Source organism: Pseudomonas sp. BIGb0164, from assembly GCF_024810135.1.
GTDB lineage: Bacteria > Pseudomonadota > Gammaproteobacteria > Pseudomonadales > Pseudomonadaceae > Aquipseudomonas.
The window spans coordinates 71,761-96,660 of the sequence record NZ_JANUEA010000013.1 but is presented as its reverse complement, the minus strand read 5'-3'; the positions used below and the strand labels follow the sequence as shown (position 1 = coordinate 96,660).

At 61.3% G+C, this 24,900-nt stretch carries 21 protein-coding genes; 5 read left to right on the top strand and 16 right to left on the bottom strand.

Going from position 1 to position 24,900, the window contains the following annotated elements:
- Positions 1-14: 14 nt before the first annotated feature.
- Both M2394_RS28910 and M2394_RS28905 read right to left on the bottom strand, forming a co-directional pair.
- On the bottom strand, positions 15-1,031 hold the full coding sequence (locus M2394_RS28910) for an ABC transporter substrate-binding protein (protein WP_259175578.1): 1,017 nt from the start codon (positions 1,029-1,031) through the stop codon (positions 15-17).
- A gap of 132 nt (positions 1,032-1,163) precedes the next feature.
- Positions 1,164-1,613: a hypothetical protein gene (locus M2394_RS28905; RefSeq protein WP_174244875.1), complete on the bottom strand. Its 450-nt coding sequence runs from the start codon at positions 1,611-1,613 to the stop codon at positions 1,164-1,166.
- 414 nt (positions 1,614-2,027) lie between these two features.
- On the opposite strand from M2394_RS28905, the gene M2394_RS28900 reads away from it, so the two are divergent.
- From M2394_RS28900 to M2394_RS28890, 3 genes are all read left to right on the top strand, one after another.
- Positions 2,028-2,303, top strand: coding sequence for a hypothetical protein (locus M2394_RS28900; RefSeq protein WP_218647132.1), 276 nt, complete (start codon positions 2,028-2,030; stop codon positions 2,301-2,303).
- Positions 2,304-2,413: 110 nt separating this feature from the next.
- Complete coding sequence (locus M2394_RS28895; protein ID WP_178923303.1) at positions 2,414-2,644, top strand: hypothetical protein; 231 nt, start codon at positions 2,414-2,416, stop codon at positions 2,642-2,644.
- A gap of 71 nt (positions 2,645-2,715) precedes the next feature.
- Positions 2,716-2,952 carry a DUF2789 domain-containing protein gene (locus tag M2394_RS28890; protein WP_178923304.1) on the top strand — a complete coding sequence of 79 codons (237 nt, stop codon included), beginning with the start codon at positions 2,716-2,718 and terminating at the stop codon, positions 2,950-2,952.
- A gap of 6 nt (positions 2,953-2,958) precedes the next feature.
- Here M2394_RS28890 and M2394_RS28885 read toward each other — a convergent pair whose 3' ends face one another.
- From M2394_RS28885 to M2394_RS28875, 3 genes are all read right to left on the bottom strand, one after another.
- The gene (locus M2394_RS28885) at positions 2,959-3,162 is read right to left on the bottom strand and encodes a hypothetical protein (RefSeq protein WP_176999053.1); all 204 of its coding nucleotides are present in this window, start codon (positions 3,160-3,162) and stop codon (positions 2,959-2,961) included.
- Between the two features lie 114 nt (positions 3,163-3,276).
- A complete protein-coding gene (locus M2394_RS28880) occupies positions 3,277-4,509 on the bottom strand; it encodes a methyl-accepting chemotaxis protein (protein ID WP_405046589.1) in 1,233 nt (410 codons plus the stop codon).
- A gap of 545 nt (positions 4,510-5,054) precedes the next feature.
- Positions 5,055-5,459 (bottom strand): TraR/DksA C4-type zinc finger protein, encoded by a 405-nt coding sequence (locus M2394_RS28875; protein WP_010564800.1) that lies wholly within the window; start codon positions 5,457-5,459, stop codon positions 5,055-5,057.
- Between the two features lie 373 nt (positions 5,460-5,832).
- On the opposite strand from M2394_RS28875, the gene M2394_RS28870 reads away from it, so the two are divergent.
- Positions 5,833-10,464 carry a hypothetical protein gene (locus tag M2394_RS28870; RefSeq protein ID WP_259175573.1) on the top strand — a complete coding sequence of 1,544 codons (4,632 nt, stop codon included), beginning with the start codon at positions 5,833-5,835 and terminating at the stop codon, positions 10,462-10,464.
- Positions 10,465-10,806: 342 nt separating this feature from the next.
- On the opposite strand, the gene M2394_RS28865 is transcribed toward M2394_RS28870, so the two are convergent.
- The 11 genes from M2394_RS28865 to iolC all read right to left on the bottom strand — a co-directional run bounded on the left by M2394_RS28865 (position 10,807) and on the right by iolC (position 23,652).
- Complete coding sequence (locus tag M2394_RS28865; RefSeq protein ID WP_026083090.1) at positions 10,807-11,829, bottom strand: ABC transporter permease; 1,023 nt, start codon at positions 11,827-11,829, stop codon at positions 10,807-10,809.
- Positions 11,830-11,854: 25 nt separating this feature from the next.
- Positions 11,855-13,408, bottom strand: coding sequence for a sugar ABC transporter ATP-binding protein (locus tag M2394_RS28860; RefSeq protein WP_259175572.1), 1,554 nt, complete (start codon positions 13,406-13,408; stop codon positions 11,855-11,857).
- A gap of 64 nt (positions 13,409-13,472) precedes the next feature.
- Entirely contained in the window at positions 13,473-14,402 is a 930-nt protein-coding gene (locus tag M2394_RS28855) for a sugar ABC transporter substrate-binding protein (protein ID WP_176999049.1), read from the bottom strand.
- A gap of 48 nt (positions 14,403-14,450) precedes the next feature.
- Entirely contained in the window at positions 14,451-14,636 is a 186-nt protein-coding gene (locus M2394_RS28850) for a hypothetical protein (RefSeq protein WP_176999048.1), read from the bottom strand.
- Positions 14,637-14,787: 151 nt separating this feature from the next.
- Entirely contained in the window at positions 14,788-15,816 is a 1,029-nt protein-coding gene (locus tag M2394_RS28845) for a Gfo/Idh/MocA family oxidoreductase (protein WP_259175571.1), read from the bottom strand.
- A 150-nt stretch (positions 15,817-15,966) separates the two neighbouring features.
- Positions 15,967-16,977 (bottom strand): Gfo/Idh/MocA family protein, encoded by a 1,011-nt coding sequence (locus M2394_RS28840; protein ID WP_176999046.1) that lies wholly within the window; start codon positions 16,975-16,977, stop codon positions 15,967-15,969.
- An 18-nt stretch (positions 16,978-16,995) separates the two neighbouring features.
- Positions 16,996-18,927 carry a 3D-(3,5/4)-trihydroxycyclohexane-1,2-dione acylhydrolase (decyclizing) gene (iolD, locus tag M2394_RS28835; protein ID WP_259175569.1) on the bottom strand — a complete coding sequence of 644 codons (1,932 nt, stop codon included), beginning with the start codon at positions 18,925-18,927 and terminating at the stop codon, positions 16,996-16,998.
- An 85-nt stretch (positions 18,928-19,012) separates the two neighbouring features.
- Complete coding sequence (locus M2394_RS28830; protein WP_259175566.1) at positions 19,013-19,834, bottom strand: TIM barrel protein; 822 nt, start codon at positions 19,832-19,834, stop codon at positions 19,013-19,015.
- 25 nt (positions 19,835-19,859) lie between these two features.
- Entirely contained in the window at positions 19,860-20,648 is a 789-nt protein-coding gene (iolB, locus tag M2394_RS28825) for a 5-deoxy-glucuronate isomerase (protein WP_078742045.1), read from the bottom strand.
- A complete protein-coding gene (iolE, locus tag M2394_RS28820) occupies positions 20,645-21,538 on the bottom strand; it encodes a myo-inosose-2 dehydratase (protein WP_259175563.1) in 894 nt (297 codons plus the stop codon). The genes iolB and iolE overlap by 4 nt, the downstream gene beginning before the upstream one ends.
- A gap of 176 nt (positions 21,539-21,714) precedes the next feature.
- Positions 21,715-23,652 carry a 5-dehydro-2-deoxygluconokinase gene (iolC, locus tag M2394_RS28815; protein ID WP_259175562.1) on the bottom strand — a complete coding sequence of 646 codons (1,938 nt, stop codon included), beginning with the start codon at positions 23,650-23,652 and terminating at the stop codon, positions 21,715-21,717.
- Between the two features lie 284 nt (positions 23,653-23,936).
- On the opposite strand from iolC, the gene M2394_RS28810 reads away from it, so the two are divergent.
- Positions 23,937-24,845, top strand: a complete 909-nt coding sequence (locus M2394_RS28810; RefSeq protein ID WP_176999041.1) for a MurR/RpiR family transcriptional regulator — start codon at positions 23,937-23,939, stop codon at positions 24,843-24,845.
- The last annotated feature ends 55 nt before the right edge of the window (positions 24,846-24,900 follow it).

Sequence of the window (24,900 nt, the reverse complement as noted above, 5' to 3'; positions counted from 1 at the left end):
GCAAAATATCCCGGTTACTTGAGACTTACCTCAACCTTCTGCGCCACATCCTCAGTCAACCACGCCTTCCACACTTCAGGATGCTCCTTGAGAAACACCTGCGCCACGTCCCGCGGCGGCGTGTGATTTTCACTCATCGCCGCCAACGCTTTATTCAACGGGTCAATCGGAAACTGAACCTTGGTGAAAAACTCAGCGATCTGTGGATGCTCCTTCTGGAACGGTGTCGACACACCAATGCTCAATTTGGACGCCAATGAACGCGTCGGCCTTGGGTTGGGGTTGTCCGCATCGGTCAGCGTTTTCCAGGCGTCGGCGTCAAACGGTGGTTCTTCCAACTGAATCAGTTTGAAACGGCCCATCAGGGGAGTCGGTGACCAGTAGTAGAACAGCACCGGCTTACCGCGACGAATCGACGAGGCGATTTCGGCATCCAAGGCTGCGCCCGAACCGCTGCGAAAATTCACATAACTGTCGTCCAGGCCGTAGGCCTTGAGCTTCTGGGCGTTGACCACTTCAGAAGTCCAGCCGATGGGGCTGTTGAGAAAGCGACCCTTGCCGGGGGATTCAGGGTCCTTGAACACGTCCTTGTAGCGCGCCAGGTCCTGCACGCTCTTGAGGTCGGGCGCCAGCGGCTTGAGGCCTTTGGCAGGGTCGCCCTTGACCACATATTCCGGCACCCACCAGCCTTCGGTCGCGCCTTTGACCGTATCGCCCAGGCCCACCACCTTGCCTTCGGCTTCGGCCTTGATCCACACGGGGCTGCGGCCGGCCCACTCTTCGCCAATCACCTGGATGTCATTCTTGGCCAGGGCGGTTTCCAGGGTGATGGTGGTGCCGGGCAAGGTATCCGTGGGCAGGTCATAGCCCTTCTCCACGATAAACCTCAGCACCTCGGTGATGAGGCTGCCGCTTTCCCAGTTCAGGTCAGCAAAATGCACCGGCGCCTCGGCGGCACTTGCTGGCAACGTCGCCATCGACAGGCCAATGGTAGTCAGCGATGCAGCCAACAGCGTTCTCAATCCTTTCATGCCTTTGCACCTCGCGATGTCGCAGCAAATAGCGGATGGCTTTGCTGCCTATGCGCGAAGCCTCTAAGTAGTTAAGTCAACTCAACTGTAGTAGAGGTTCCGGGAGAGAACGGTACACGCGATGTTTATGGACTACTCGCTGGCCTTGAAGGTCACCAGTTCGCCCTTGCGCCACTTGGCGGCCTTGCCGGTCACGGCCTTGAGGGTCTTGGTCAGCCCTTCCTGCAATTGCTCGTTGGCGGCAAACACCAGCATGACGCTGTGGCCTTCCTTGAACACGATGCCCTGGCCTTCGGCAGAAGACACAAAGGCGTAATCGCCCAGGCCATATACGGTCAACTTGATGTCGCGGAACTTCAGTTCGAACTTGCCACCTTCACGGCTGGGCAATACGGCGGCACGAAAGTGATCGCCGACCTTGAGTTCCAGGCGTGGCTTGTCGTCCACGACCATCGCTGTTTCGGTATCGATTTCAGCGATGTAGATACCTTCCGGCGTCTGTTCAGTGATGTAAACAAAACGGGATTGAAACTGCTTGACCAACTTTGCGCGCAAATCACCCAGCACGAATAACGCGTGCATATCCAGATTACTGACTGCCAAGGAAACGCCCCCACATCAAAAAGAGCGCCGACCGCCTGAGCGGGCAGCACAAGAAAAGGCCGTAACGGCACGATCACACAACACATTCGTAAAAAAGCTGAAGAAGGGCCTGCAGCCGCGCCGCAAGACTCGTACAGACGTACGCGATGGACCTTTTGCAAGGTCATCCGGCATCACAGCAAATCACAGGTTCAACGACCAGAGAACACGGGTCGGCCAACTTCAGAGAATAACCCAATCAAAAATGCAGTTTTCCGACAGCCTAAACAAATGTAACGATCTGGCTAGGAACTCGACCGAGGCTGCCGCCAACAATACTAAAACAGCAACACGGGTCAAAACCACCCGAAACGCTGCTGGTGGGTCAACAAGATCGATCAACGGGAGCTGGCCATGCAACACTCACGACACGATACACCCTATTCCGCCACTCGTTCATCCTGCCAGGACGAGCAACCATATTACTGCCTGCATGGCCGTGACGGATACCCGGATCCGGTCCTCTACCAAGTGATTCCCGCCGGCAGGAATTTTTTTCATATCCGCGAAGTCACCAGTGGCCGGGTCAAAGGCTTTCGCAGCAACCATGACAAAGCCTGCGAGCTGGCCAAGAAACTGGAGGCGGTCCTGCAGGCCCCCTACGGCGTGGTCGTTTCATCACCTGAGTGAGTTTACTGCGCCGTCGCTGCCCAACAACTGCCATACTGGCCCGTCCATTGAAGTTTGTCCCTTGCGGGTCAGGTTTCATCAGTGCAGTTACCTCGAAGGGAAGGCTATACGTGACGGAATTTGATATTGGCGAATTTTTCATCCATGGCGATGCCAGGGAAGTAGACGGTGAGTTTCAGGCAGTCATCATCATGCGCGCCAAACCACCGCTGACCACGGTCACCACGCACCAGGTCGAAAAAGATCGCTGGTTCAAAACCGTCGACGCCGCGGCCATCGCGGCCAAGGAAGCCGCAGTCGCGTTGAAGGCTGCGGTGGATTGCGGCGCACTCAATTCCTGATAATCCGATAGAACTCTGAAGCGCGGCAGGCCTCCCATGCACAACGACCATCACCTTGCAGGGAGATCGATATGGACGCGCCCGTACCCACGCTGGAAACACTGTTTGAACAATTGGGCCTGGACTCCACGCCCGAGGCGATCGACGCATTCATCGTCGCGCACCCGCTGCCTGAAGACGTCAAGCTGATCGATGCGCCCTTCTGGACGCCCCAGCAAGCGCAGTTCCTGAAGGAAGAATTGCGCGAAGATGCCGAATGGGCGATTGCCGTGGACGAGTTGAACCAGCGCCTGCACCAACCGCAGTAAGGCTGCTCAATGCAGGCTGTCTGACTGTTCCAGGCGCAACAGCGCTTGCCAGGCAGCCTGGCATTCCTGGGCTTCTTCACGGCTGGCGAACGCCGTGCCGCGCTGTTCCCCGTTCAGCAGCACCACCCAACAAGCTTTCTGACCCAGCGCACGCAGGGTTTCAGGCACACCACTGCCGATCATCACGGCGACATCGACTTTGTTTTGCATGGCGCTTCTCCGCAGCATTAGTTAGCTGGCTAACAATGTTCGCCATGCTACGGTTTTCTGCCAGTAGGAAAAAGCTATCCCCGGAATAGCTGCATTGCATAAACCGCAACAATCCTAATGGGCAGGCTTTGCCCCTTCCGGCTTATAGCCCAGGCGCAGCCCGCCCCAGTGCCGGCCCTTGACCATGATCGGCACCGACAAGTCGTGCATCAGCTCGCCGGTGTCACGGGTATACGTCTGCAACAGCACCGCCTGTTGATGGCTGCCGCAACGAATGCCGGTACGGTCTTCGAACTTGCGTTTGGTGCGGTTCTGCACGGCATCCACCTGTGCATCGCCGGTCAGGGCGTGAGAAAACGCTTTGTTATGAGTCGGCACATAACCCTGGGGCGTGCAGGCAATCGCGAACACCAGCCCCTCGTGACGGGGCAGCAAGGCTTCCTGGATCGCTGGCAAGACCTGATCGGTATAGCCGTCAAAACGCGTGTGGTACTTGCTGGGGCTGGTATTGGGAATGGCGGTGTAGCTGCGATCGAACAGGTCTTCCAGGCTGATACGGCTTTGCTGCACATCGGCCTCGAACTGCTCGGCAATACGCTGGGCGCCTTCGCGGGCCAGGTCATAGATACGCTGGTGATAGTCATCCAGCCCGACTTCGGCCAGGCGTTCGCTGATGGTCTCGGCCTGCCCTTCCATTTGCACAGCCGCGTCAGCGAGCTGGCGGGTTTGCTGGTCGCTCACGGTCAGGTCGCTGCGCATCTGCTCCACGGCATGGAACAGACTGTCGAGCTGGGTGCGGTTGGTATCGGCGCCCTCGGCAATCTCATTGACCTGCCCTTCTACATCCGCCGCCAGCCTGGCGATGCTTTCCAGTTGTTCACCGGCGTGTTCCACCTGTTCGACACCGGTGTGCAGGTCCGCCGAGAGTTGGCGAATCTGCTCCACCACCTGGGCCGTGCGTTGTTGGATATCGGCGACCATCACCCCGACTTCATCCGTGGCAGTGGCTGTGCGCCCGGCCAGCCCGCGCACTTCATCAGCCACCACGGCAAACCCACGCCCATGCTCACCGGCACGCGCGGCTTCGATGGCGGCGTTCAGCGCCAACAGGTTGGTCTGACTGGCAATGGACTGGATCACCAGGGTGACCCGCTGGATCTCTTCGCTACGCTGGCTCAGGGCTTCGATCAGCTCGCGGCTGGCGTTGGCACGTTGGCTGAGCTGGTGCATGCGGGTGATCGACTGAGCCAGCACTTCCCGCCCTTCGGTACTGCGCCGGTGGGCCTGGCTGGCCGCTTCCAGGGCTTGGCGACTGCGTTGGGAGGTGACCTTTTCCGTACCGATCATCACCTCGGCGCTGCCGACGATTTGCTTGGCCGCGCTCAACTGCGATTGCAAACGCGCGGCCAGTTGCTTGACCGAATAGGCCACGCCGGCAGCAGACAGCGCGTTATGGCTGGTGGTGTACGAAAGGTCGCGAGTCAGCTCACCCATCGCATCGGCACCTTCGGCAGGCGCAATCACCGGCGCGCGATGTTTAAGGCGGGGCAGCCAGATCACCAGCAAGGCCAGTGGCAGGCACAGGTACAGCGGCAAGCTGGCAAACGCCAGGCTCAGCAGCACGAGCACCAGGGCAGTACTCTGCAAGCACGGCGTCAGCCAGCCGGGCAGCCCGCGCGCCACCGAATGCGGTGGCACTGCTGCACTCATCAGAGATCCGTCTCCAGCCATCGTTGTTACCCCACTGCTTGTCGTTATTGTGTCTGCATTAAACGCCACTATCAGGCCATTATCCATGGGCCTTTAGTGGGGTGGCTTGCAGCAGATCAATAGACGGGGCGTAACAGGTGTTTCCCGGGGGCACCGATGGCTCGGCCCCCCGTTTCACCGCATCAGGCTTGACGCTGGTGCTTGTCGATCTGCTCGTGGCGCTCTTGCGCTTCGATGCAGTACTTGGTGGTCGGGCTGATCAGCAGGCGCTTGAGGCCGATTGGCTCGCCGCTGTCATCACACCAGCCAAAGGAATCTTCCTTGATGCGCTCCAGTGCGCGCTCAAGTTGCGGCAGCATGCGCTGGTCGCGGTCGATGGCGTTCACCAGCCAGGTGCGCTCTTCTTCAACGGAAGCGGCGTCGGCCGGGTCAGCCGGGGTGTCCAGGCTTTCAATGGCGATACGGTTCTGTTCAATGCGCTCGTGGTGTTCCACTTTCATGTCTTGCAGCAACTGCTCGAAAAAAGCGTGCTGTTCGGCATTCATGTAGTCATCCGCCGGCATGGCCAGCAACTTTTCCTTTGTCATTGATTTCTCTATAAAAAATACGTGCATTAAGGCGAATAAGGGAGCGTTCCGGCCGACCTCTGCAGGTCTCGGAAGGGCGCCGTCCATTCCAAGCGCCACCCGGCACTCAATTTACGAGGGGCGGCAGTCTAAGGCCGACTTGAGGGCGCAGCAACTGAAAAGACAGGCATTTTTTCCCAGATAACCCCCAAAAGCACCAGGACGGGCTCGGCGAACGGTCATCGGAGTGCGTTTATAGCAAGAAATTCAGGGTTGTGGAGCTATATAGAAGACAAACGGTTGATAAGCCCCCAGCAATACATAACGCCAGGCCGGGGGTGAATAGGCATTAGCTGATGGCCTCTGCGATTTTGCAGTGGCACAAGGAGCTTTCATGCCTACCCCTCCCAACCCATCGGCTGCCGCCGTCAGCGCTCAATTCGCCAACCGACCCTCACTGGCGGCAGTGGCGCGGCAACTGCTTGCGACTTCGATTGCCCAGGCCTACCCCTCACTCACCCTTGACCTGCAGCGAACCCAGCTCGCCACCCCGCTGGCCAGCGGCTGGAAGCTTGAACCCTTCATGCCAGTGGTGCTGGAGTACCTGGCCAAGGGCACCCTGCCAGATTTTCGGGACCACGACGGTCGCCCCGCCTACCTGTCTGACCGACCACCCACCCGGCTCACGGCGCCAGACGGGCAGCCACTGGATATGCAGGTCATCGCAAAGCAGGTCCAGGTCCTGGCCTGGACACTGCCCATCGCCCTGCAAAACAGCCTGGCCAGTTTCTGGGGCACTGAACGCTGGCGTTGGCTCAGCGATGTATTGCGAGACACCCTGAACATCGGAGCCATCAGCCAACCCGACCTCACCCGGCCTGAACGGGACATGCTCGGCCAGCTCATCGACTGCCCCGACCGTGACCAACGTTTCACACGCTGGGGCGACACTGCCGTGCACGCCTACCTTCCCCATGCCACCCTCAAGGCCGGTAGCCGGGTACAGAAACGGCTGGGCACCGACCTGTTGCTGGTGTGCTCGCTGCAAAGCCAGGCCCGCGTGCTGCTTTGCCCCTCCACGGGTCCCTGCACAGGCTTCAACAGTGTCGACGAGGCCTTGCAGGCCTGGGTCCAGGGCATCACCCAGGACGAAATAATCGAACACATCACCCTGCAGCGCTACGAGCCAGACGGCAACCTGTTCGACACCCAGGCCGCCGCCTTGCTCAACCAGCAGTTGGAGCGCCTGCAACAGGTCAAATTGCCCCAACAGCAGACACCCGACCAACTCCAGGCGCTGTATCGCACCCTCACAAACCCGGCCAGTGTCTTTCCCAGCACTGCGCCACACCCCGTGCTCCAAGCTTTGCGCAAGCAGGTCCCTGGCTGGCTGCAACAGGCATCCGAGGAGGAGCGTGCACGCTACCGGCACTACGCCTTGCAACTGGCCAGTGCCAAAAAACGCAGCCAGGGTCGGACCTTTCTCAGTGACATCCCGGACCTGAGCACCTTCACCCGCACCGCCCTGCTGAACCAACTCAAGAGGGACCAACTGCGCCTTGAACCGAATCACACCACCCCGCTGCTGCCCGAAGACCTGCAACTGACCTTCAACGTGGCCGCTGGCTACCCAGGCGGTGCCGGGTTTGTCGACAAGGTACACATGACCCTCGTTGACCTGGCGATCAACAACTTGCAAGGCCAACCCCGAGGGCGGCTCACCGTAACCCATCGTTTCGGCGAATCGCTGCCCGCCTGGTTGACGTCCGACTATCTCCTCGGCAGTAACGGGCTTATCCAGCGCGTCGATATCGGCAAGACCTACCCGGAGCTGCTCCAGACCCGGTTACTGGCAGACAGTGAAGACGCTCGCCAACGGCAGCGGGACTTTGCCGCACAAACCGAGGCACAACTGCCCCTGCAAGCACTGGAACTGAGCCTGCGACGGCAACACGGGTTCACGCCACAAGGGGCGGCCTACGTAGCGGCGCTGATGAACACCGATCAACGCCAAGTCGATGGCCAAACCATCGTCATCCGCCACCTGGCCCTCGTGCGCAAACCACAGGTTGCGGCAGATGGGGTGAGCAACATGTACATCATCGAACCCGAAAGCGCCGAGTCAGGGGTTCACATCCTGTACCGCCCCCTGTATGCCGATGCCCTGCAGCAGTTCCCCAGCCGCCAGGCCATGCTGGACGCGATTGCCCGCCCCGGCGAACTGCAAGACAGCGTGCTGGCCTGGCTGTCCGATAGCGCACGCCCCATTTACGCCAATGGCGGATTCCACGAACCCCACTATGTGCGCTTCGGCCTGGGCAGCGAGTTCGACACACCGGAGATCCCCAAGCCCGTCACCCTGGCCACCGACGGGATCAGCGATGAACTCCTGCAATTCCTCGCCAACGGCCACCTGATGCAGTACCTGTACGGCTGCAACGCCCGCGCCCTGGTGGACCAGGCGGACCGGGAAACGGTGTCCAATGCCGAGAGCCGCTGGAAAATATTGCTCGAAGGCGCCAGCCTGCTGTTCAACACCCTGCTGCTGCCGCTGGCACGTGGGCCCTTCATGCTCGCGGGCTGGCTGTTCAGCCTGATGGATGCCGCCAGCAAGGACCTGCCGGCACTCAATAGCCAGGACCCGATCGCACGGGAGTTGGCGGTGGTGGATCTGCTGCTCAATGTGGGCATGCTGATGTTCCAGATGACGCCTTCCTCGACGGCACCGGTTATCCATGAGCACGCCAACTCCGTTCCGACGCCTTCGCCGTTTGCGGCGCGCCGTGCCGAGCAATGGCCGCAACCACCGGAGCCCGTATTGCAACAAGGTCCGGTTCTGCTGGAGAGCCAGGGGCTCACCGACACCGTGTTCGACTTCAGTTTCTCCAGTGCCCGCGACCAACTGAGCCCCAGCCAGCAGGAACACCTGTGGCGACTGCAGGCGCCGAAGCCGCAAACCCTGCCTGAACCGGTCCTCAATGGGCCGCGACGGGGTCTCTATCATCATCTGCGTGACTGGTACGCGCTGATCGAACATCGCTGGTACCAGGTCAGGCTCGAAACAGAGGGCGGCGTGGTGATCGTCGACCCCTTTGACACCACTCGGCTCGGCCCTTACCTGCAAACCGACGGCCACGGCCATTGGTCACTCGACCTGCGCCTGCGCCTGCTCGGAGGCATGCCTCCCAAGCGAATTGCTGCCGCGCGCGAACGCAAGGCCCTGCGCACGCAGCAACTGGTCGATGAGCAGGCGCTCTTTCTCAACAGCCGCCAGCAAGCGCTGCAGACCAAAGTCGACATGGCGCAACAGCTGATGCACCGCGCCGCCAGCAACACCCAATACTCCGACGCCGCCCGGGCCAACACCCGCACGAATTTCGACCGCGCGCTGCACGAGCAGATAAACGCCTACCAGGCGCTGCTCGACAGCCGTCAGGAACGCATGGAGCTGGGCATCCCCATGCCCGTCAACGCTGCGGCGGTATTCCTGGAGAACACGGTGAACAACGCCCGCAAGTCGGTGGTGGTGGCCGACATGGACCGCCAGGCGCTGTATGCCGAACACCCTGACTTCAGTTGTCCTTACGAACAGGCGTTGCCGTCGATCATCGCCAACCCGGCGCACTATGCACAATTCCTCATGAGCCTGAGCCGCATCAATGAACGCCAGATTCAGGCCCTGGAGCTCAAGGACCGTCACCTCCTGGAGCTGTTCAACGTTGGCCAACCCGGGTTGGACGCGTTCAACCGCCTGACGCTCAATCGCCCGGATGAGCTCAGTGCCCTGTCACTCAAATACCTGCAGTTGCAAAACCTCAAATACCTGAGCCGAAGGGACTGGCGCGCCGGCTTGTTCACCAATGAACTGGACCTGGCCCTGGACCCACTGGGTCCACACCTGCGCACCCACAGCGAACTGAACCTGCTCAACCTCAGCCCGGCCGATCGCATGGCCGTACTGGACAGCCTGTTCCTGCAGTACGGCCAGGCCGTAGACGCGCTGCAAGGCGTAGCGCTGGTGCACGCCGAAGCGCTGGACAATACGTACTTCCAGCCCTTGCAGGCCTTGGTCACCTCCTTGTATCAGGACGTGTTGCTGCAATTGGCCGCTGAGGTCAAGCCATCTGCCGAGATGCCCAAAAGCCCGCCAAAACGGGCGATGACCGCGCCTGGAAAACCGCAGAAAAAAGTGATCAAGACCCGCAGGCAAGGCATCCTGATCGGTGACGTGAAGCCCGCCGGCAGCACCTTGCCCATCGAGGTGGTGGAGGTTCGCACCGAACAGGCAAACGAACTGCTGGTGACCTATTCACAGCACGAGAGCGGCTGGGATGAGGTCCTCGAGCAGCGCCGCCCAAGCGCGCCCGCGCCCGACACTCGCGCCTTGAACGTGATCAAAGGCGAGGCACGCAAGCGCGTCAAGGACCTGGCCGCCATCATTCAGCGCCAGGAAGGTTACGCAACGATGTCGCGATTCCCGATCGAAATACAGGAAAGCCTGGAGAACGAGGCTGCACGCTTCACCGAACTGGCGGGCGAACTGGAGCGGGCGATTGCAGCCCTGGCGCCCGACCTGCAACTTACGGCCGACCGCAACCTGGCGGCAGAACTGCGCAGTGCGTCCGATACCATGATTGCCAAGGGGCATGAGCTGCGGGTCCAGCGCACGTTGGAGCTGCCCCCCACCGACAGCCATGTGGCGTACCTGCTTGGGCAGGACAAGATCCAGCTCGCCAGCCTCGGCCCACGGGTAGCCATGCGTGGGGAGCGAAAGGACTTCATCCAGGAATATGCCGTCAACGACAAGCGCGGCTTTCCGTTGTGGTATGCACACTTCCATTACGCCAAGGCGGACACGCCCAAGGCCGAGTACAGCGTCGCCCACCTCAAGACCAAGGCCCAGCGCACCGAGAGCTACTACTCACTGCTGAACAAGGCACAAAGCCCACAGAGTGTGGTGGACGTGCATCGCGGCGGGATCAGCCGGGAGCTGGCCGAACGCCGGTTCCTCCCCCTGGCGCCTTGATGCAGTGAGCAGGCTTGCCCTGCGCGGCGGTGTGTCAGGTTGGCTTCAGGTGGCTGGTGTACCGCGGCGCGGCGCAAGCCCGCTCACTACAAACTGCAGCTGACTTGTAGTGAGCAGGCTTGCCCTGCGCGGCGGTGTCAGGTTGGCTTCAGGGGGCTGGTGTACCGCGGCGCGGGGCAAGCCCGCTCACTACAAACTGCAGCTGACTTGTAGTGAGCAGGCTTGCCCTGCGCGGCGGTGTCAGGTTGGCTTCAGGAGGCTGGTGTACCGCGGCGCGGGGCAAGCCCGCTCACTACATGCGCCAGGCGCAGTGCACCATCGCGCATTTCCGAGGAGGCAGCACTAACGTTTGAGCTTGCGCTTGTTACGGTATTGGTCGATCACCACCGCGATGACGATGATCAGGCCCTTGATGATGTCCTGGATGTACGCATCCACCCCGACAAAGGTAAACCCGCTGGCCATCACCCCGAGGATCAGCGCGCCGATCACGGTGCCGGTGATGCGCCCTACCCCGCCCGCCAGGCTGGTGCCGCCGATCACGGCCGCCGCAATCGCGTCCAGCTCATAGGACATGCCCATGCCCGCCTGCCCGGTCGCGGCACGTGCCGAGGCCACCACGCCGGCCAAGCCCGCCAGCAGGCCCGCAATGCTGTACACGATGATCAAGTGGCGCTTGACGTTGATGCCCGAGGTCCGCGCCGCCTGCATGTTGCCGCCGATGGCGTAGGTGTATTTGCCGTACTTGGTGTAGCGCAGGGCAATGTGGAAGATCACCGCCACCACCAGGAAGATGATCACCGGCATCGCGCCATGGCCGATGGCCGTGTACGAATCCGAGAGCATGCTCACCGGCTGGCCTTCGGTGTAGTAACGCGCCAGGCCACGGGCCGAGACCATCATGCCGAGGGTTGCAATAAAAGGTGGAATCCCCGTGACGGCGATGATGCTGCCGTTGATTGCCCCGGCCAACAGCCCCACGCCCAGCCCCATCGCCACCGGGATCCACACCGGCAAGTCGGTCAGGCTGGGGAACACCGCCCGGGAAAAGTCCGACGTCTGCGCCAAGCTCGCGGCAATCATCGCCGACAGCGCCAGCACCGAGCCGGAGGACAGGTCGATCCCTGTGGTGATGATCACTTGCGTCACACCGATGGCCAGCAGGCCGATGATCGACACCTGCAGGATCATCAGCACCAGACGCTGGGAGTTCATCAAAAAGCTCTGGTCGCGCACGATCCAGCCGAACAGTTCAAACACCAGGCCGATGCCGATCAGCACCAGGAAAATGCTCAGTTCGGTCGGCATGCGTCGACGGTGCTTGACCGGTGCCGTGGCGGGCTTGTTGTCTGTTATTGCGTTCATAGCCAATCACCTTCTTATTCTGTAGTCAGTGGACTGCGGTCATACCGGAAGCCAACTGCATGACTTTTTCCTGGGTCGCTTCGCTGCGGTCCAGGGTGCCCATCAGGTCGCCCTCGTGCATCACCATCACCCGGTCGCTCATGCCCAGCACTTCGGGCAGCTCGGAGGAAATCATGATCACCGCCATGCCTTCACTGGCAAGGAAGGAAATCAAACGGTAAATCTCGGCCTTGGCGCCCACGTCGATGCCACGGGTGGGTTCATCGAGGATCAGCAAGCGTGGGTTGGTCATCAGCCAGCGCGCCAGCAGGGCCTTCTGCTGGTTGCCGCCCGACAGGGTGTCGATACACTGCTCCAGGGACGGCGTCTTCACCCGCAGTTTCTTGCACATGTCTTCGCACAAGGCGCGCAGGGCTTTCTGCTGGATAAAACCGTTGCCGGTGTAATGCGGCAACACCGCCATTTCCATGTTCTCCAGCACCGACAGGCACGGGAACAGGCCACTGAGCTTGCGGTCCTCGGTCAACAGCGCAAACCCCTTTTCGATGGCCATGTGCGGGTCGGTGATGCGCACCGGCTTGCCGTCCAGGGTGATCTGCCCACCAGAGCTTGGGGTGATGCCAAAAATGGTTTCCGCCACATTGGTGCGGCCTGAGCCCATCAACCCGGCGATGCCAAGGATTTCACCCGCATACAGGTCGAATGACACGTCCTTGAACACGCCATCCAGGCGCAGGTCGCGCACCGACAGCAGCAGGTCGCCAATCGGCGTCTCACGCACCGGGAACAGCTGGCTCAGTTCACGGCCGACCATCATCGAGATCAGGCTGTCGCTGTTCATGCTGTCGGCGCGTTGCAGGCCGATGTAGTGGCCGTCACGGAACACCGCCACTTCATCGGCAATGGCGAACACTTCGTTCATTTTATGGGTGATGTAGACGATGCCTTTGCCCTGGGACTTGAGGTCGGCAATGATCGAAAACAGGTGGGCCACTTCCTTTTCGGTAATGGCCGAGGTCGGTTCATCCATGATCAGGATGTCGGAGTCGTAGGACACGGCCTTGGCAATCTCGACCATCTGCCGTTCGGCGATGCTCAGGTTGCCCACGTGTTCCTCGGGGTCCAGGTTGATGCGCAGGCGTGCCAGCAATTCGGCGGTGCAGCGGTGCATTTCGCGGTGGTTGACCATGTGCAGGCTGTTGAGCTGCTCGCGGCCGATCCAGATGTTCTCGGCGATGCTCATGTGCGGCATCAGGTTGAGTTCCTGGTGGATCATCGCGATCCCGGCCTTCTGCGCTGCCAGGGGCGTTTCAAACACAATCGGCTTGCCGCGCAGGCGAATCTCGCCGGCGTCGGGCTGGTAGATGCCGGCGATGATCTTCATCAACGTCGACTTGCCCGCACCGTTCTCGCCCATCAGCGCCAGCACCGTGCCGGGGCGTACCCGCAGTTGCACGTCGGCCAGGGCCACGACACCGGGAAAGCCTTTGCTGATGTTGACGATTTCCAGCAGGTAGGGTTCTTCCAACGGCTGAGGCTGGATACCGGGAGGCTGCGAGACAGTCGCTTGAGCGAGCATAGAAGGTACTCCATCTGCGGGGCGACCGAGGCCGCCCCGCCGGCTTATTGTTGTTATGTCAGGGCTATTTGAAATCTTTGACGTTGTCCGGAGTGATCAGCTGGAACGGGATCACCACGTTCTGCTCGATAGGCTCGTTCTTGGCCATCTTGCGTGCTGTCTCCACCGACTTGTCGGCCTGGCCCTTGGCGTCCTGGAAGGCCGACACGGTCATGTCGCCCTTGGTGATCGCGTTCAAGCCATCTGGGGTGCCGTCGACACCGGCGATCAACACGCCCTTCTTGCCCGCCGACTTGAGCGCCATGGAAGCACCGATGGCCATCTCATCGTTGTTGGCCAGCACCGCCTGGAAGTCGCGGCCCTGGGTCAGCCAGTCGTTGACCAGGGTCATGCCCTTGTCACGCAACCAGATACCGGTCTGTTCCTGTTCCACCTTGATGCCCGGGTATTTGGTCAACACTTCCTTCACACCCTTGGTACGGTTGGTGGTGGAGTTGTTCGCCAGGTCACCCAGCAGGATCACGATATTGCCCTTGCCGCCGAGCTTTTCGGCGATGTACTGCATTTGCAGCTTGCCGGCCTCGACGTCGTCGGAGGTCACGGCCGCCACGCCTGGGGCCAGGGTCGGGCTGTCAGGACGACGGTTGACGAACACCAGCGGGATTTTTGCTGCAGTAGCCGCCTTGATGATGTTGGCGGTCGAGGCGGTGTCCACCGGGTTGACGATGATCGCGTCGACCTTCTGGCTGATGAAGTTCTCAACCTGGCTCAGTTGCTTGACCACGTCGGCGCGGGCGTCTTCGAACTGCAGCTGCACACCGTCCCCCTTGGGATAGGACTTGGCTTGCTTGTCCATGTCTTCGCGCAGGTAAGTCAGGAAGGTGTCATCGAACGCGGACATGCTCACGCCTATCTTGAGGTCGGCAGCCGAGGCAAAGCCACTGGCAAGCAGCATGGACAGGGCCAGCGCGGTAAAACGGATCGGGGTCTTCATGAACGGTCTGTCTCCAATTTCTTGTTGGTTTTTTGGACGTTGCGTTTATCAGAGCGGTACGGGCGAAGACGGCAGTCGAACCACCGGCGCCCCTGGAATGCAGCACACCAGCGCGTCTTTATTTTCGACGATCAGCACATTGAGGAAGGAGAAGTAGAACGGCCGGGCGCGGGGCAGGCCGCGTGGCGTGTGGGCAGGGCGTAAAACTCGCAGTACAGCGTTGAAGATTTTCATCTGACGGTACCTGGTTGTTTTTGATCTTGTTTTTGTTGAGCCGCTCGAATCGAGTCCGAACGTACTTTATGCAACCTGGAAAAGACTTTATTGGAAAATAATTTCCATATCAACAAGTTTTAGAATTTTATTCTATTTTTCTGGAAAAGCCCTACAGCGCCTTCGTTTCGACCACCTGACGACGCTCATGACTGAGCCGTGCGGCGTCCAAAATACGCGTGGTTTCCAGTGCATCAGCGGCCTCCACCGGCAGCGGCCCCTGCCCTTGCACAGCACTGTGCAACTGTCGATAGAACTGCGTCCAGCAGCCTTTTTCCGATGGCACCCGCTCACGCTCCTCGCCCTGCTCGAACCAGCCCCAGCGCCGGTGTTCTTCCGCGCCCCAGTGCTCGCCTTCGGTTTTCGGCGACTTGCCGGCCATCAGCAACGCCTCCTGGCCATCCAGCCCGTCGACGGTGTAGCACCCGGCGGTGCCGCTGACCCGAAAGCGCGGCCCCTGGCTGTTTTGCAACGCGCTGCCCCACAGGTGCGAAATCACCCCGTTGGCGTGGCTCAGCGACACAAAGAAGCCATGGTCGAGCGTAGGGTATTCAGGGCTGAACTGCAGTTGTGCGAATACCCGGTCGACCGGGCCGAACAGTTGCAACGCCTGGTCCACCAGATGGCTGCCCAAATCGCGCAACCAGCCGCCACCGCTGGCGTTGCCCACGGCCTCGGGGGTGTAGCGTTCCACACGGGATTCGAAACGGGTGATGGTGCCCAGGGCGCCGGCATCGATCAGTTTGCGCAGGGTCAGGTAATCCGAGTCCCAGCGTCGGTTCTGGTAGACGCTGAGCAGCGAGCCCTGACGCTCGGCCGCCGTGATCAGGGCCTGGGCCTGTTCGGCGTTGGCGGCAAAGGGTTTGTCACTGACCACGGCAACACCGTGCTCGATGGCTTCCAGCACCAGGGCCGGGCGGCCTTTGAGGGTGGTGGAAATCACCAGGGCGTCGACGCCGGCTTCGACGATCTGGCCGATGGAGTCAAAGGCCTTCACGCCCGGATGGTCAGTATTCAATTGCTGGCGGCGCTCGGCTGAGCGCGTGACCACGCCGACAAACGTGGCGCCTGGCAGCGTGGCAATCAGCGGCGCATGAAAGAAGCGCCCTCCGTGGCCGTAGCCAACCAATCCAATTCTCATGAGTCGATTCCTTCTTGAATTGGAAACCCGGTCAACTGTGGGAGCTGGCTTGCCTGCGATGACGGTGTATCAGGCACTGCATTTTTAACTCAAAGACCGCTATCGCAGGCAAGCCAGCTCCCACATTTTTGACCGAGTTTCTTCAGTGGTTCAGCCGTAGAAGTGCGGACGCTCCGGCAAGCTCACCTTCACGATCTGTTCACTGCCTTGCGCTTCAATACACGCATCCGCCGCCACCGCTGCCGCAAACCCATCCCACGCCGACGGCCCGCCGACTTGCCCGGCCCGCACGCTGTCGATAAAGGCCTGCAACTCCACGTCATAGGCGCCGATGAACCGATCCTTCCAGTCCATCAGAATGGCGTTGGACAGCTTCGCACCACTGCGCAGTTGCACTTGCGACGGCTCCGGCAGCTTGGCGATACCGGTCTCCCCCACCACTTCGCACTGGATGTCGTAGCCGTACTGGCAGTTCACGAACACTTCCACGTCGATGCGCGTGCCCTTGGCGGTTTCCAGCAGCACGATCTGCGGGTCGCGCAGGTGGGCCAGGGCCTTGCTGGATTTGCGCGGGAACACCACTTGCACCGACACGTAGTCGTCGTTGAGCAACCAGCGCAGCACATCCAGCTCGTGGATCAGGGTGTCGGTGATCGCCATGTCGGTCTTGTAGTTCTCGCCCACCGTCGGGTTGCGGTGCGCGCAGTGCAGCATCAAGGGCTCGCCGATCTGGCCGCTGTCGATCACGGCTTTCAGGGCGCGATAGCCTTCGTCATAAGGGCGCATAAAGCCGACTTGCACCAGGCGTTTGCCAAACGCCACTTCCGCGTCGACGATCTTGCGACAGCCTTCGGCGGTGACCGCCAGGGGTTTTTCGCAGAACACCGGCTTGCCGGCAGCAATGGCGGCCAGCACGAATTCTTCGTGGCTCGGGCCCCAAGAGGTGACGAGCACCGCCTCCACTTCAGGCGAACGGATCAGCGCATGGCCGTCGGCGTACACCTCGGCGCTGATATTCAGGTCGGCCACCACCTTGGCAGCCTGCTCCAGGTTGATGTCGGTCACCGCCACCACCTGGCTGTTGAGCAGGGTCTGGCTGCAACGACGAATATGGTCCCGGCCGATGGCGCCCGTACCGATGACTCCAAGCTTCAAAGACATACAAAACTCCTCTTGTTATTAGTACTGCCGGGCCTTCGCCAGGTGTTCATTGAGTTTTTTCGCCGCTGCATTCGTGCGTTCGCTGGTGGAGACCTGCGCCACGCCCACCCGCCACCACGACAGATAGCCGTGGACCATGGTCTTGGGCAGCACTTTGATGTCGATCAGCGTCGAGACGGTTTGCGTGCGCGCATCCGCCAGGGCCGCTTCCAACTGCTCCACGGTGCTGACCTTGTAGGTCTTGCAGCCGTAGGCCGCCGCGCTCATGGCGAAGTCCACCGGCACCAGGCCGCCGTCGAGCTTGCCGCTCTCGGGGTTGCGGAAGCGGAATTCGGTGCCGAAGCTGTCCATGCCATTGCCGATCTGCAGGTTGTTGATGCAACCGAAGGCCATGTTGTCCAGCAGCACCACGTTGATCTTGCGCCGCTCCTGAATAGAGGTGGCCAGTTCCGAATGCAGCATCATGTAGGAGCCATCGCCGACCAGGGCGTAGACCTCTTTTGCCGGCTCCGCGAGCTTCACGCCCAGCGCCGCGTTTATCTCGTAGCCCATGCACGAATAGCCGTATTCGACGTGGTAGGTGTTCACGCCCTTGCTGCGCCAGGCGCGCTGCAAATCGCCAGGCAGGCTGCCGGCTGCGGCGACGATGATGGCGTCGTCGGCCAGGGTTTCGTTGAGCACGCCCAGCACGCGACTCTGGGTCAGGCAGGAGCCGGTCAGCTCGATGAATTCGCGCAGCACCGCGCGGTCCAGGTGGTCATCGACCTCGGGCACAAAGTTGTCGCCGGCATATTCCACCTGATGCACACGGTCCACTTCGGCGTCCAGCTGCGCCTTGGCCTCGGCGACCTGCCCGCCCCAACCGGCACGGTAGTCGCCCAGGGCATCGGCGAGGGCTTCGAGGGCGACCTGTGCGTCGGCCAGCACTTGCACACCGTCCAGTTTCAACGCATCGCAAGGGCTGATATTGAGGTTGAGGAATGTCACGTCCGGGTGCTTGAACAGCGACTTGGACGAGGTGGTGAAGTCGGTGTAGCGCGTACCGACACCAATGATCAGGTCCGCCTCGGGCGCCAGCAGGTTGGCCGCCAGGCAGCCGGTCTCACCAATGCCGCCGACGTTCAGCGGGTGGCTGGACACTACCGCACTCTTGCCCGCCTGGGTTTCTGCGAAGGGAATATCAAAGCGCTCGGCAAAGGCTTGCAGCGCGGCATTCGCGCCGGAGTACTTCACCCCGCCGCCACAAATGATCAGCGGCTTGCGCTTGCCCCGGAACGCGGCCAGCGCGTCGCCGATCATCGCCGTCGTGGCCGGGCGACGCTCGATACGGTGCACACGTTTTTGCAGGAAATAATCCGGATAGTCCCAGGCCTCGGCCTGCACGTCCTGGGGCAATGCCAGGGTCACGGCGCCGGTTTCAGCCGGGTCAGTGAGCACGCGCATGGCGTGGATTGCCGCCGTCATCAGTTGCTCGGGGCGGTTGATGCGGTCCCAGTATTTGCTCACGGAACGGAAGGCATCGTTGGTGCTGATGCTCAAGTCGTGGAATTGCTCGATCTGTTGCAACACCGGGTCCGGCTGGCGACTGGCGTAGACGTCACCAGGCAGCAACAGCAACGGAATCCGGTTGGCGGTGGCGGTGGCCGCCGCGGTCAGCATGTTGGCGGCGCCGGGGCCGACCGAAGCAGTACACGCATAGATCTTGCGGCGCAGGTGCTGCTTGGCAAAACCGATGGCCGCGTGGGCCATGCCCTGCTCATTGCGGCCCTGGTGCACCACCAAGTCGCCGGCGTCCTGCTCGAGGGCCTGGCCCAGGCCCAGCACGTTGCCATGCCCGAAAATCGTAAACACCCCGGCGACGAATTTGCTCTGCACGCCATCGACTTCGATGTATTGGTTATCCAGGAACTTCACCAGGGCCTGGGCCATGGTCAATCGTGTTGTACTCATGTTCACACCTTGTGAATGCAATTCGATCGTTCAACCCCGATCCACTGTAGGAGCCGGCTTGCCGGCTCCTACAGGTTGATCGTTGTCAGGTTCGAGATTTCTGTAGGTGGGCAATACTCGCGCCCAACGCCTGCTGGATATCCGCCAACTCGTGCACGCTCTCGGCGAACGGTTCAAACGACAGGTAACCGCTGTAACCGGTGCTGAGCAATGTGTCGATCTGCGCAGCATTGCCCAGAATGTCGCCCTCGCCCACCAGCACGCGGTGGCCGTCGCGGATCAAGTTGAGCGGCGCCTCGGCATCTTCTACGCCGGAGATATGCACCAGCCCGGTCAGTTCCGGGAAGAACTCGTGCTCGCTGGCCAGGTGATGGTGGAAGGTGTCGTGCACCAGGCGGAACACATCCAGGCCACCAATGGACTGGATCGCGTCCACCGCCACGCGTTTGCGCCGCAGTGAGCATTCTTCAAAGCCCAAGGGTTCGATAAACCCGAGAATCCCATGGTCACGCAGGATCAACGCCAGCTCGCTCAAGGCCGTGCGCAAGCCAGCTGCACGCTGGGCTTCGGTGCGGGTGTCGCCGCGCTCATTGAGCGGGCACATCACCAGGCCCTTGGCCCCGCATTCACGGGCGTAGGTGGCGAGCTGGATGGCCTGGGCACGGCGCTCGTCATTCCACACATCGAACGGGTACAGCGCGTTGATCGACAACACCGTGATGCCCTGCACCGCGCACAGTTCACGCACGCGGCTGGCCGGGGTGCCGAATTCAATCTTTTTGTCCCCGAGGTCATTGCGGATTTCGATGGCATCGCACTTCAACGCCGCCGCCAATTGGATGAAGTCCGGCAGGGACAGGTTGGGGGCGACCATGCGGTTAAGGGCAAAACGTAACGGCGACTTCATTGTTGTTGTTCTCCGTCCAAACCGGTTAAAGGTCCAACAGCCAACTGTGCTGCGGGTCGTTATGGAAATGCCAGGCGCGCTTGGGGCCGGCCATCACGTTCAGGTAGTACGACTCGTAGCCGTACGGCACGCTGACCGGGTGATACCCCTTGGGCACCACCACCAGGTCACTGTTTTCCACGGCCATGGCCTGGTCGATGCTGCGATCGTCGGTGTAGACGCGCTGGAACACGAAGCCCTGGGGCGGGTTGATCTGGTGGTAATAGGTTTCTTCCAGAAAGCTCTGGTGTGGCAAGTCGTCGGTGTCGTGCTTGTGCGGCGGGTAGCTGGACGAGTGGCCGGACGGCGTGCGCACTTCCACCACCAGCAGCGAATGCGCCGGCTCGCTGTCGGGCAGGATGTCGCACACATAGCGAGTGTTGGCGCCTTTGCCGCGCACACTGCGCTTGCACTGCTCGGGGCGGATCAGCCGGGGTTCGTAGCCGCTGGCACCCGGCGCGGCGCAGACGGCAATCTGCACGTCGCTCAAGGCGGTAACCTGGGCATCGGTGCCGGGCGGCAGGTAGGCGGCGAAGGGTGATTTGTCTTCGAACACCGACTGGCGATCACCGAGGTTCTGCCAGTTGAAGCCCTCGCCCTCGATGTTCACGCGACCGCTGAGCAGCACCAGGCACAGTTCTTGATCGCCGGCGGTCACCGGCAAGGTTTCGCCCAGGCTCAGGCGATACGCGGCGAAGCCTACGTACTCCAGGCGCCCGTCTTCCAGGGCGACCATGGTTTGCCCGCGTTTGCTGCTTTTGACCAACAGGCTCATTGTCCAACCCTCTCAGTGAGAAGCGCACGCAACGTGTCATAACCCTTTTTCGCATAGATGTAGCTGGGCGCCACAGCCGGGTCCTGTTCGGCTTCCACCACCAGCCAGCCTTCATATCTGGCGGCCAGCAGCACATCGAGCAGTTCGGCAAAATCGATATCGCCGTCGCCAGGCACGGTGAAGGTGCCGTTTACGATGCAATCGGGAAAGCTCCACATCTGGTTGCGCGCCAGTTGCACCACCGGTTTGCGCACGTCCTTGAAATGCACGTGGCAGACGCGGCCGATGTGTTTGCGCAGCACGTCGATGGGCTCGCCGCCACCCATGTAGCAGTGGCCGGAATCGAACAGCAGGCCGACTTCGGGGCCGGTGCGACTCATCAGTTGGTCGATGTCTTCCGGAGATTCGACGTAGGCGCCCATGTGGTGGTGGTACGCCAGGCGCACGCCCTGGGACAGGGTGAAGCGCGCCAGTTCAGTGAGCTTGTCGGCATAGTCCTGCCAGGCCTGTTCACTGTGAAAACGCGGGCGTTCGATCAGGCGGATTTTCGAGCCCTGGATCGAGTCGGCGACCTCGCCGTACACCAGCACGGTGGCGCCGTTCTGTTTGAGCAGCTCGACATGCCCGGCGATGGCTTCGATTTCTTCGGCCACCGAGCGACGCGCCAGGCGGCTGGAGTACCAGCCGGAGACAAGGGCCAGGTCATAGGGGCGCAACACATCGCCCACGCCCTTGGCGTCCTTGGGGAACTTGCCATTGAGTTCAAAACCTTCGTAGCCGATGTCCTTGCCCTCGCTCAAGGCAGTGCTCAGGGGCGTCTCGCCGCCCAGGGCCGGCAGGTCGTCGTTGCTCCAGGAGATCGGGTTGATGCCAATTCGGATTGCGGGCATGGCTGCACCTTTTATTGTTTTCAGATATCACTGAGATCTGGCTTCTGTGGGAGCTGGCTTGCCTGCGATGGCATCAACTCGGTATGTCTGATGGACCGAGTCGTCTGCATCGCAGCGGTGCGGCGACCCGACAAGCCAGCTCCCACATTGGATTGCATTTCAGATTGAGAGCATTTTCAGTCCCGCGCTTGGCGCCAGGCGTTAATAAGCTGTTCGAAGGTGGCCTGCACCTGCTGGATCAGCGTCTCGTCATCAATCTCCCCCGCCAGCCACGCGCGGCTCGGCTCCTGGAAGATCGTGCGGCCTACGGCAAACCCTCGGCAGGTGGTGCTCTGGGCGGCCTGTTGGAAGCCCTCGGCGAGGCATTCGGCCGATGCATTCAGGCCCAGCAGCACCACGCCTCGGCAGTACGGGTCGCGTTCCTGGATCAACTCGTCGAGTTTTTTCCAGTCTTCAGCCGACTGCGCTTCGATCTTCCACCACGCCGGGTAGATGCCCAGGTTGTACAGGCGCTTGAGGCTGCGGTAGAGCACGTCGGGATAAGTAGACGGGTGATCCTTGGGCGGGATGACTTCCAGCAGCAGCTCATGGCCACTGACTATTGACGCCTCGTACACCGCCTTGAGTTGGGCTTCCTGCTCCAGGCGCAGCATGGGTTCGTCGTCGGGGTGGAATTGCACCAGGCACTTGATGATCTGTTCTTGCGGCCAGGCGATCAGGTTGCTGCCCACCGAGCGGCCGTGTTCGAACGCCAGGGGCCGAGAGTTCTGCACCTCCACCGGGCGCGCGATCCACCAGCCACGACCGCTGGCGGCGTTGAGCGCGTCCTGGCCGAAGCGCTGGTCGGCCAGCAGGCCCACGTCAGCTTCCACGCCTTGCTCGGCGAGTTTTTTCTCGACGCGTTCGATGGCCTGGATAAACAGTTGCTTGGCATCGCTGATGCGCGCCGGGTCCTGGCCGCCCTTCTGTGCCAGGTCCACCAGTTGCCAGCGATGGTCGAAGGCAAACACGAACAACTGCTTCCAGGCTTTGCGCGGCACCGTCACCCGGTGCAGGCGTTGCAGGGTCACGTCCTGGTCGGGCCGGGTGATCGGCACCGGGCTGTTGAACAGGTAGTCCAGTTCAGCGGGGGTCGGCATGGCCGGTGCACAGGCGTGGCGCGACACCACCAGGCCGCCACAGGCGTTGGCCAACTGGCTGCAGCGCTCATCACTGGCATCTTTGATCCAGCCGCTGAGGAAGCCCGACATAAAGGCATCGCCCGCGCCGAGCACATTGAGCACCTCGACGCGCACGCCGGGGTAGATCGCGCCGTCTTCCAGGCGTGCCGGGATCGCGCCGTGAATCACCGTGCAACCCTGCGGGCCGAGCTTGACCACCAGCGTGGCCGGGCTCAGCGAGCGCACGGTACGCAAGGCGGTGAGCAGGTCTTCGCTGCCACCGGCGATCAAAAATTCTTCTTCGGTACCGACGATCAGGTCAAAGCGCGGCAGGATGTTTTGCACGTGCTGGCTGACATTCTGGTCCGCAACAAAGCGCGTCTCGCCGTCGGCCTTGCCCGCCAGGCCCCACAGCACCGGGCGGTAGTCGATATCGAGCACGCGCTTGACGTTGTGCTTGGCGGCGTAATCCAGCGCCTGGATGCTGGCCTTGTACACGCCCTCGGTGGAGAAATGCGTGCCGGTGATCAACAGGGCTTTGCTGGAAGCGATGAAGGCTTCGCTGATGTCTTCGGCGCGCAGGGCCATGTCGGCGCAGTTTTCGCGGTAGAACACCAGGGGGAAGGTTTCGCGGTCCTTGAGGCCCAGCAGCACCAGGGCGGTGAGGCGCTCCGGGTCGACCTTGATGCCGCTGACATCGCAGCCTTCGCGGGCCAGGGATTCCACCAGGAAGCGCCCCATGTGGTCGTCGCCCACCCGGCTCAGCATGGCCGACTTGAGCCCCAGCCGCGCAGTGCCGAAGGCAATGTTGGCGGAGGACCCGCCGAGGTACTTGGCGAAGCTGGACACGTCCTCAAGCCGCGCACCCACTTGCTGTGCGTAGAGGTCGACGCCCAGGCGCCCGAGGCAAATCAGATCCAATTGACGCCCACTGGCAAAACGAGTCTGGCCCATGCTGGCTCCTGTTATTTTTATCAGCCTGCGTTGTGCCGCCGTGGCGACGGCAAACGCTCTTGGTGGGAGCAGACTAGAACGTCCGGCGACGGCAATCAATATTTATTCCATAATTATTTTTAGTGGAATATTTTTTCCAATACGCCACCTTGAAGGCTCTGCCCCGACACTGCATCGATTCAGCAGGCCAGGCACGCCGTGATGCCGGGGTATTTTTTTGCGCCTACCCTGTAGACTTGCGCCACCCATCAGCGCATCAGACGAACAAGCCAGAAGGATTGCCCATGTCCAGCACCGATCACGAGACCACCCTGGAAGGAACCATCGCCAGCCCTCCGATCAATGCCGAGCGCCTGTTGCAGCTGATCACCGACGAATACGAAAGCCTGCCGCGCCAGCTCAAGCGCATCGCCAGCTACATGAGCCAGCAGAGCGACCGGATCATGGTCGACCGCATCAGCGACATCGCCCGCGAATGCGAGGTGCACCCATCTGCCATCGTGCGGTTCTCCCAGCGGTTCGGCTTCAGTGGTTTCAGCGAAATGCAGGCGCTGTTTCGCGAGGCCTACACCCACAAGACCACGCCGGTGCAGAACTACCAGCAGCGCATCCGCAGCATGATCGCCAACAAGTCGCAGAAAGCCAGCGGCGGCGACCTGGCGCGGGAATGTGTGAACGCCACCCTGTCCGGCATCGAGCGCCTGGGGCTGGAACTGGATGATGCGGCCTTCGAAAAAGCCGTGGACCTGGTGGTCAATGCCGACAACATCTACGTGGTCGGCGTGCGCCGGTCCTTCGCGGTGGCCGATTACCTGGTCTACAACCTGCAGCACACCAACAAGCGCATCCACCTGATCTCGGGCCTGGGCGGCAGCTACCGCGAGCAGATGCGCAGCGTGCGCGCCAACGACCTGGTGATCGCCATCAGCTTCACGCCCTACGGCAAAGAGACCCAGCACTGCCTGCGCATCGCCCAGCATCACCAGGCCAAGACCCTGATCATCACCGACAGCAACCTGTCGCCCCTGGCCAAGCGGGCGAACGCGGTGCTGCTGGTGAACGAAGGTTCCTCGTTTGCCTTCCGCTCGTTGAGCGCCACCTTGTGCCTGTGCCAGGCGCTGTTCATCGCCGTGGCCTACCGCCTGGAACTGAAGGTGGACGAAATCCACGAACAGGTTGGGTTCGACGACTGACGCCTGTCGCACCACGCCCCCTGTAGGAGCTGGCTTGCCAGCTCCCACATTTTTG

Coding starts and splice junctions, on each gene's coding strand:
- M2394_RS28810 (WP_176999041.1), top strand. CDS start 23,937: ATGTCCAGCACCGATCACGAGACCACCCTGGAAGGAACCATCGCCAGC.
- M2394_RS28850 (WP_176999048.1), bottom strand. CDS start 14,636: ATGAAAATCTTCAACGCTGTACTGCGAGTTTTACGCCCTGCCCACACG.
- M2394_RS28845 (WP_259175571.1), bottom strand. CDS start 15,816: ATGAGAATTGGATTGGTTGGCTACGGCCACGGAGGGCGCTTCTTTCAT.
- M2394_RS28860 (WP_259175572.1), bottom strand. CDS start 13,408: ATGCTCGCTCAAGCGACTGTCTCGCAGCCTCCCGGTATCCAGCCTCAG.
- M2394_RS28855 (WP_176999049.1), bottom strand. CDS start 14,402: ATGAAGACCCCGATCCGTTTTACCGCGCTGGCCCTGTCCATGCTGCTT.
- M2394_RS28910 (WP_259175578.1), bottom strand. CDS start 1,031: ATGAAAGGATTGAGAACGCTGTTGGCTGCATCGCTGACTACCATTGGC.
- M2394_RS28890 (WP_178923304.1), top strand. CDS start 2,716: ATGGACGCGCCCGTACCCACGCTGGAAACACTGTTTGAACAATTGGGC.
- M2394_RS28870 (WP_259175573.1), top strand. CDS start 5,833: ATGCCTACCCCTCCCAACCCATCGGCTGCCGCCGTCAGCGCTCAATTC.
- M2394_RS28880 (WP_405046589.1), bottom strand. CDS start 4,509: ATGATCGGTACGGAAAAGGTCACCTCCCAACGCAGTCGCCAAGCCCTG.
- M2394_RS28885 (WP_176999053.1), bottom strand. CDS start 3,162: ATGCAAAACAAAGTCGATGTCGCCGTGATGATCGGCAGTGGTGTGCCT.
- M2394_RS28830 (WP_259175566.1), bottom strand. CDS start 19,834: ATGAAGTCGCCGTTACGTTTTGCCCTTAACCGCATGGTCGCCCCCAAC.
- M2394_RS28865 (WP_026083090.1), bottom strand. CDS start 11,829: ATGAACGCAATAACAGACAACAAGCCCGCCACGGCACCGGTCAAGCAC.
- M2394_RS28905 (WP_174244875.1), bottom strand. CDS start 1,613: ATGCACGCGTTATTCGTGCTGGGTGATTTGCGCGCAAAGTTGGTCAAG.
- iolE (WP_259175563.1), bottom strand. CDS start 21,538: ATGCCCGCAATCCGAATTGGCATCAACCCGATCTCCTGGAGCAACGAC.
- iolB (WP_078742045.1), bottom strand. CDS start 20,648: ATGAGCCTGTTGGTCAAAAGCAGCAAACGCGGGCAAACCATGGTCGCC.
- iolD (WP_259175569.1), bottom strand. CDS start 18,927: ATGAGTACAACACGATTGACCATGGCCCAGGCCCTGGTGAAGTTCCTG.
- M2394_RS28900 (WP_218647132.1), top strand. CDS start 2,028: ATGCAACACTCACGACACGATACACCCTATTCCGCCACTCGTTCATCC.
- iolC (WP_259175562.1), bottom strand. CDS start 23,652: ATGGGCCAGACTCGTTTTGCCAGTGGGCGTCAATTGGATCTGATTTGC.
- M2394_RS28875 (WP_010564800.1), bottom strand. CDS start 5,459: ATGACAAAGGAAAAGTTGCTGGCCATGCCGGCGGATGACTACATGAAT.
- M2394_RS28840 (WP_176999046.1), bottom strand. CDS start 16,977: ATGTCTTTGAAGCTTGGAGTCATCGGTACGGGCGCCATCGGCCGGGAC.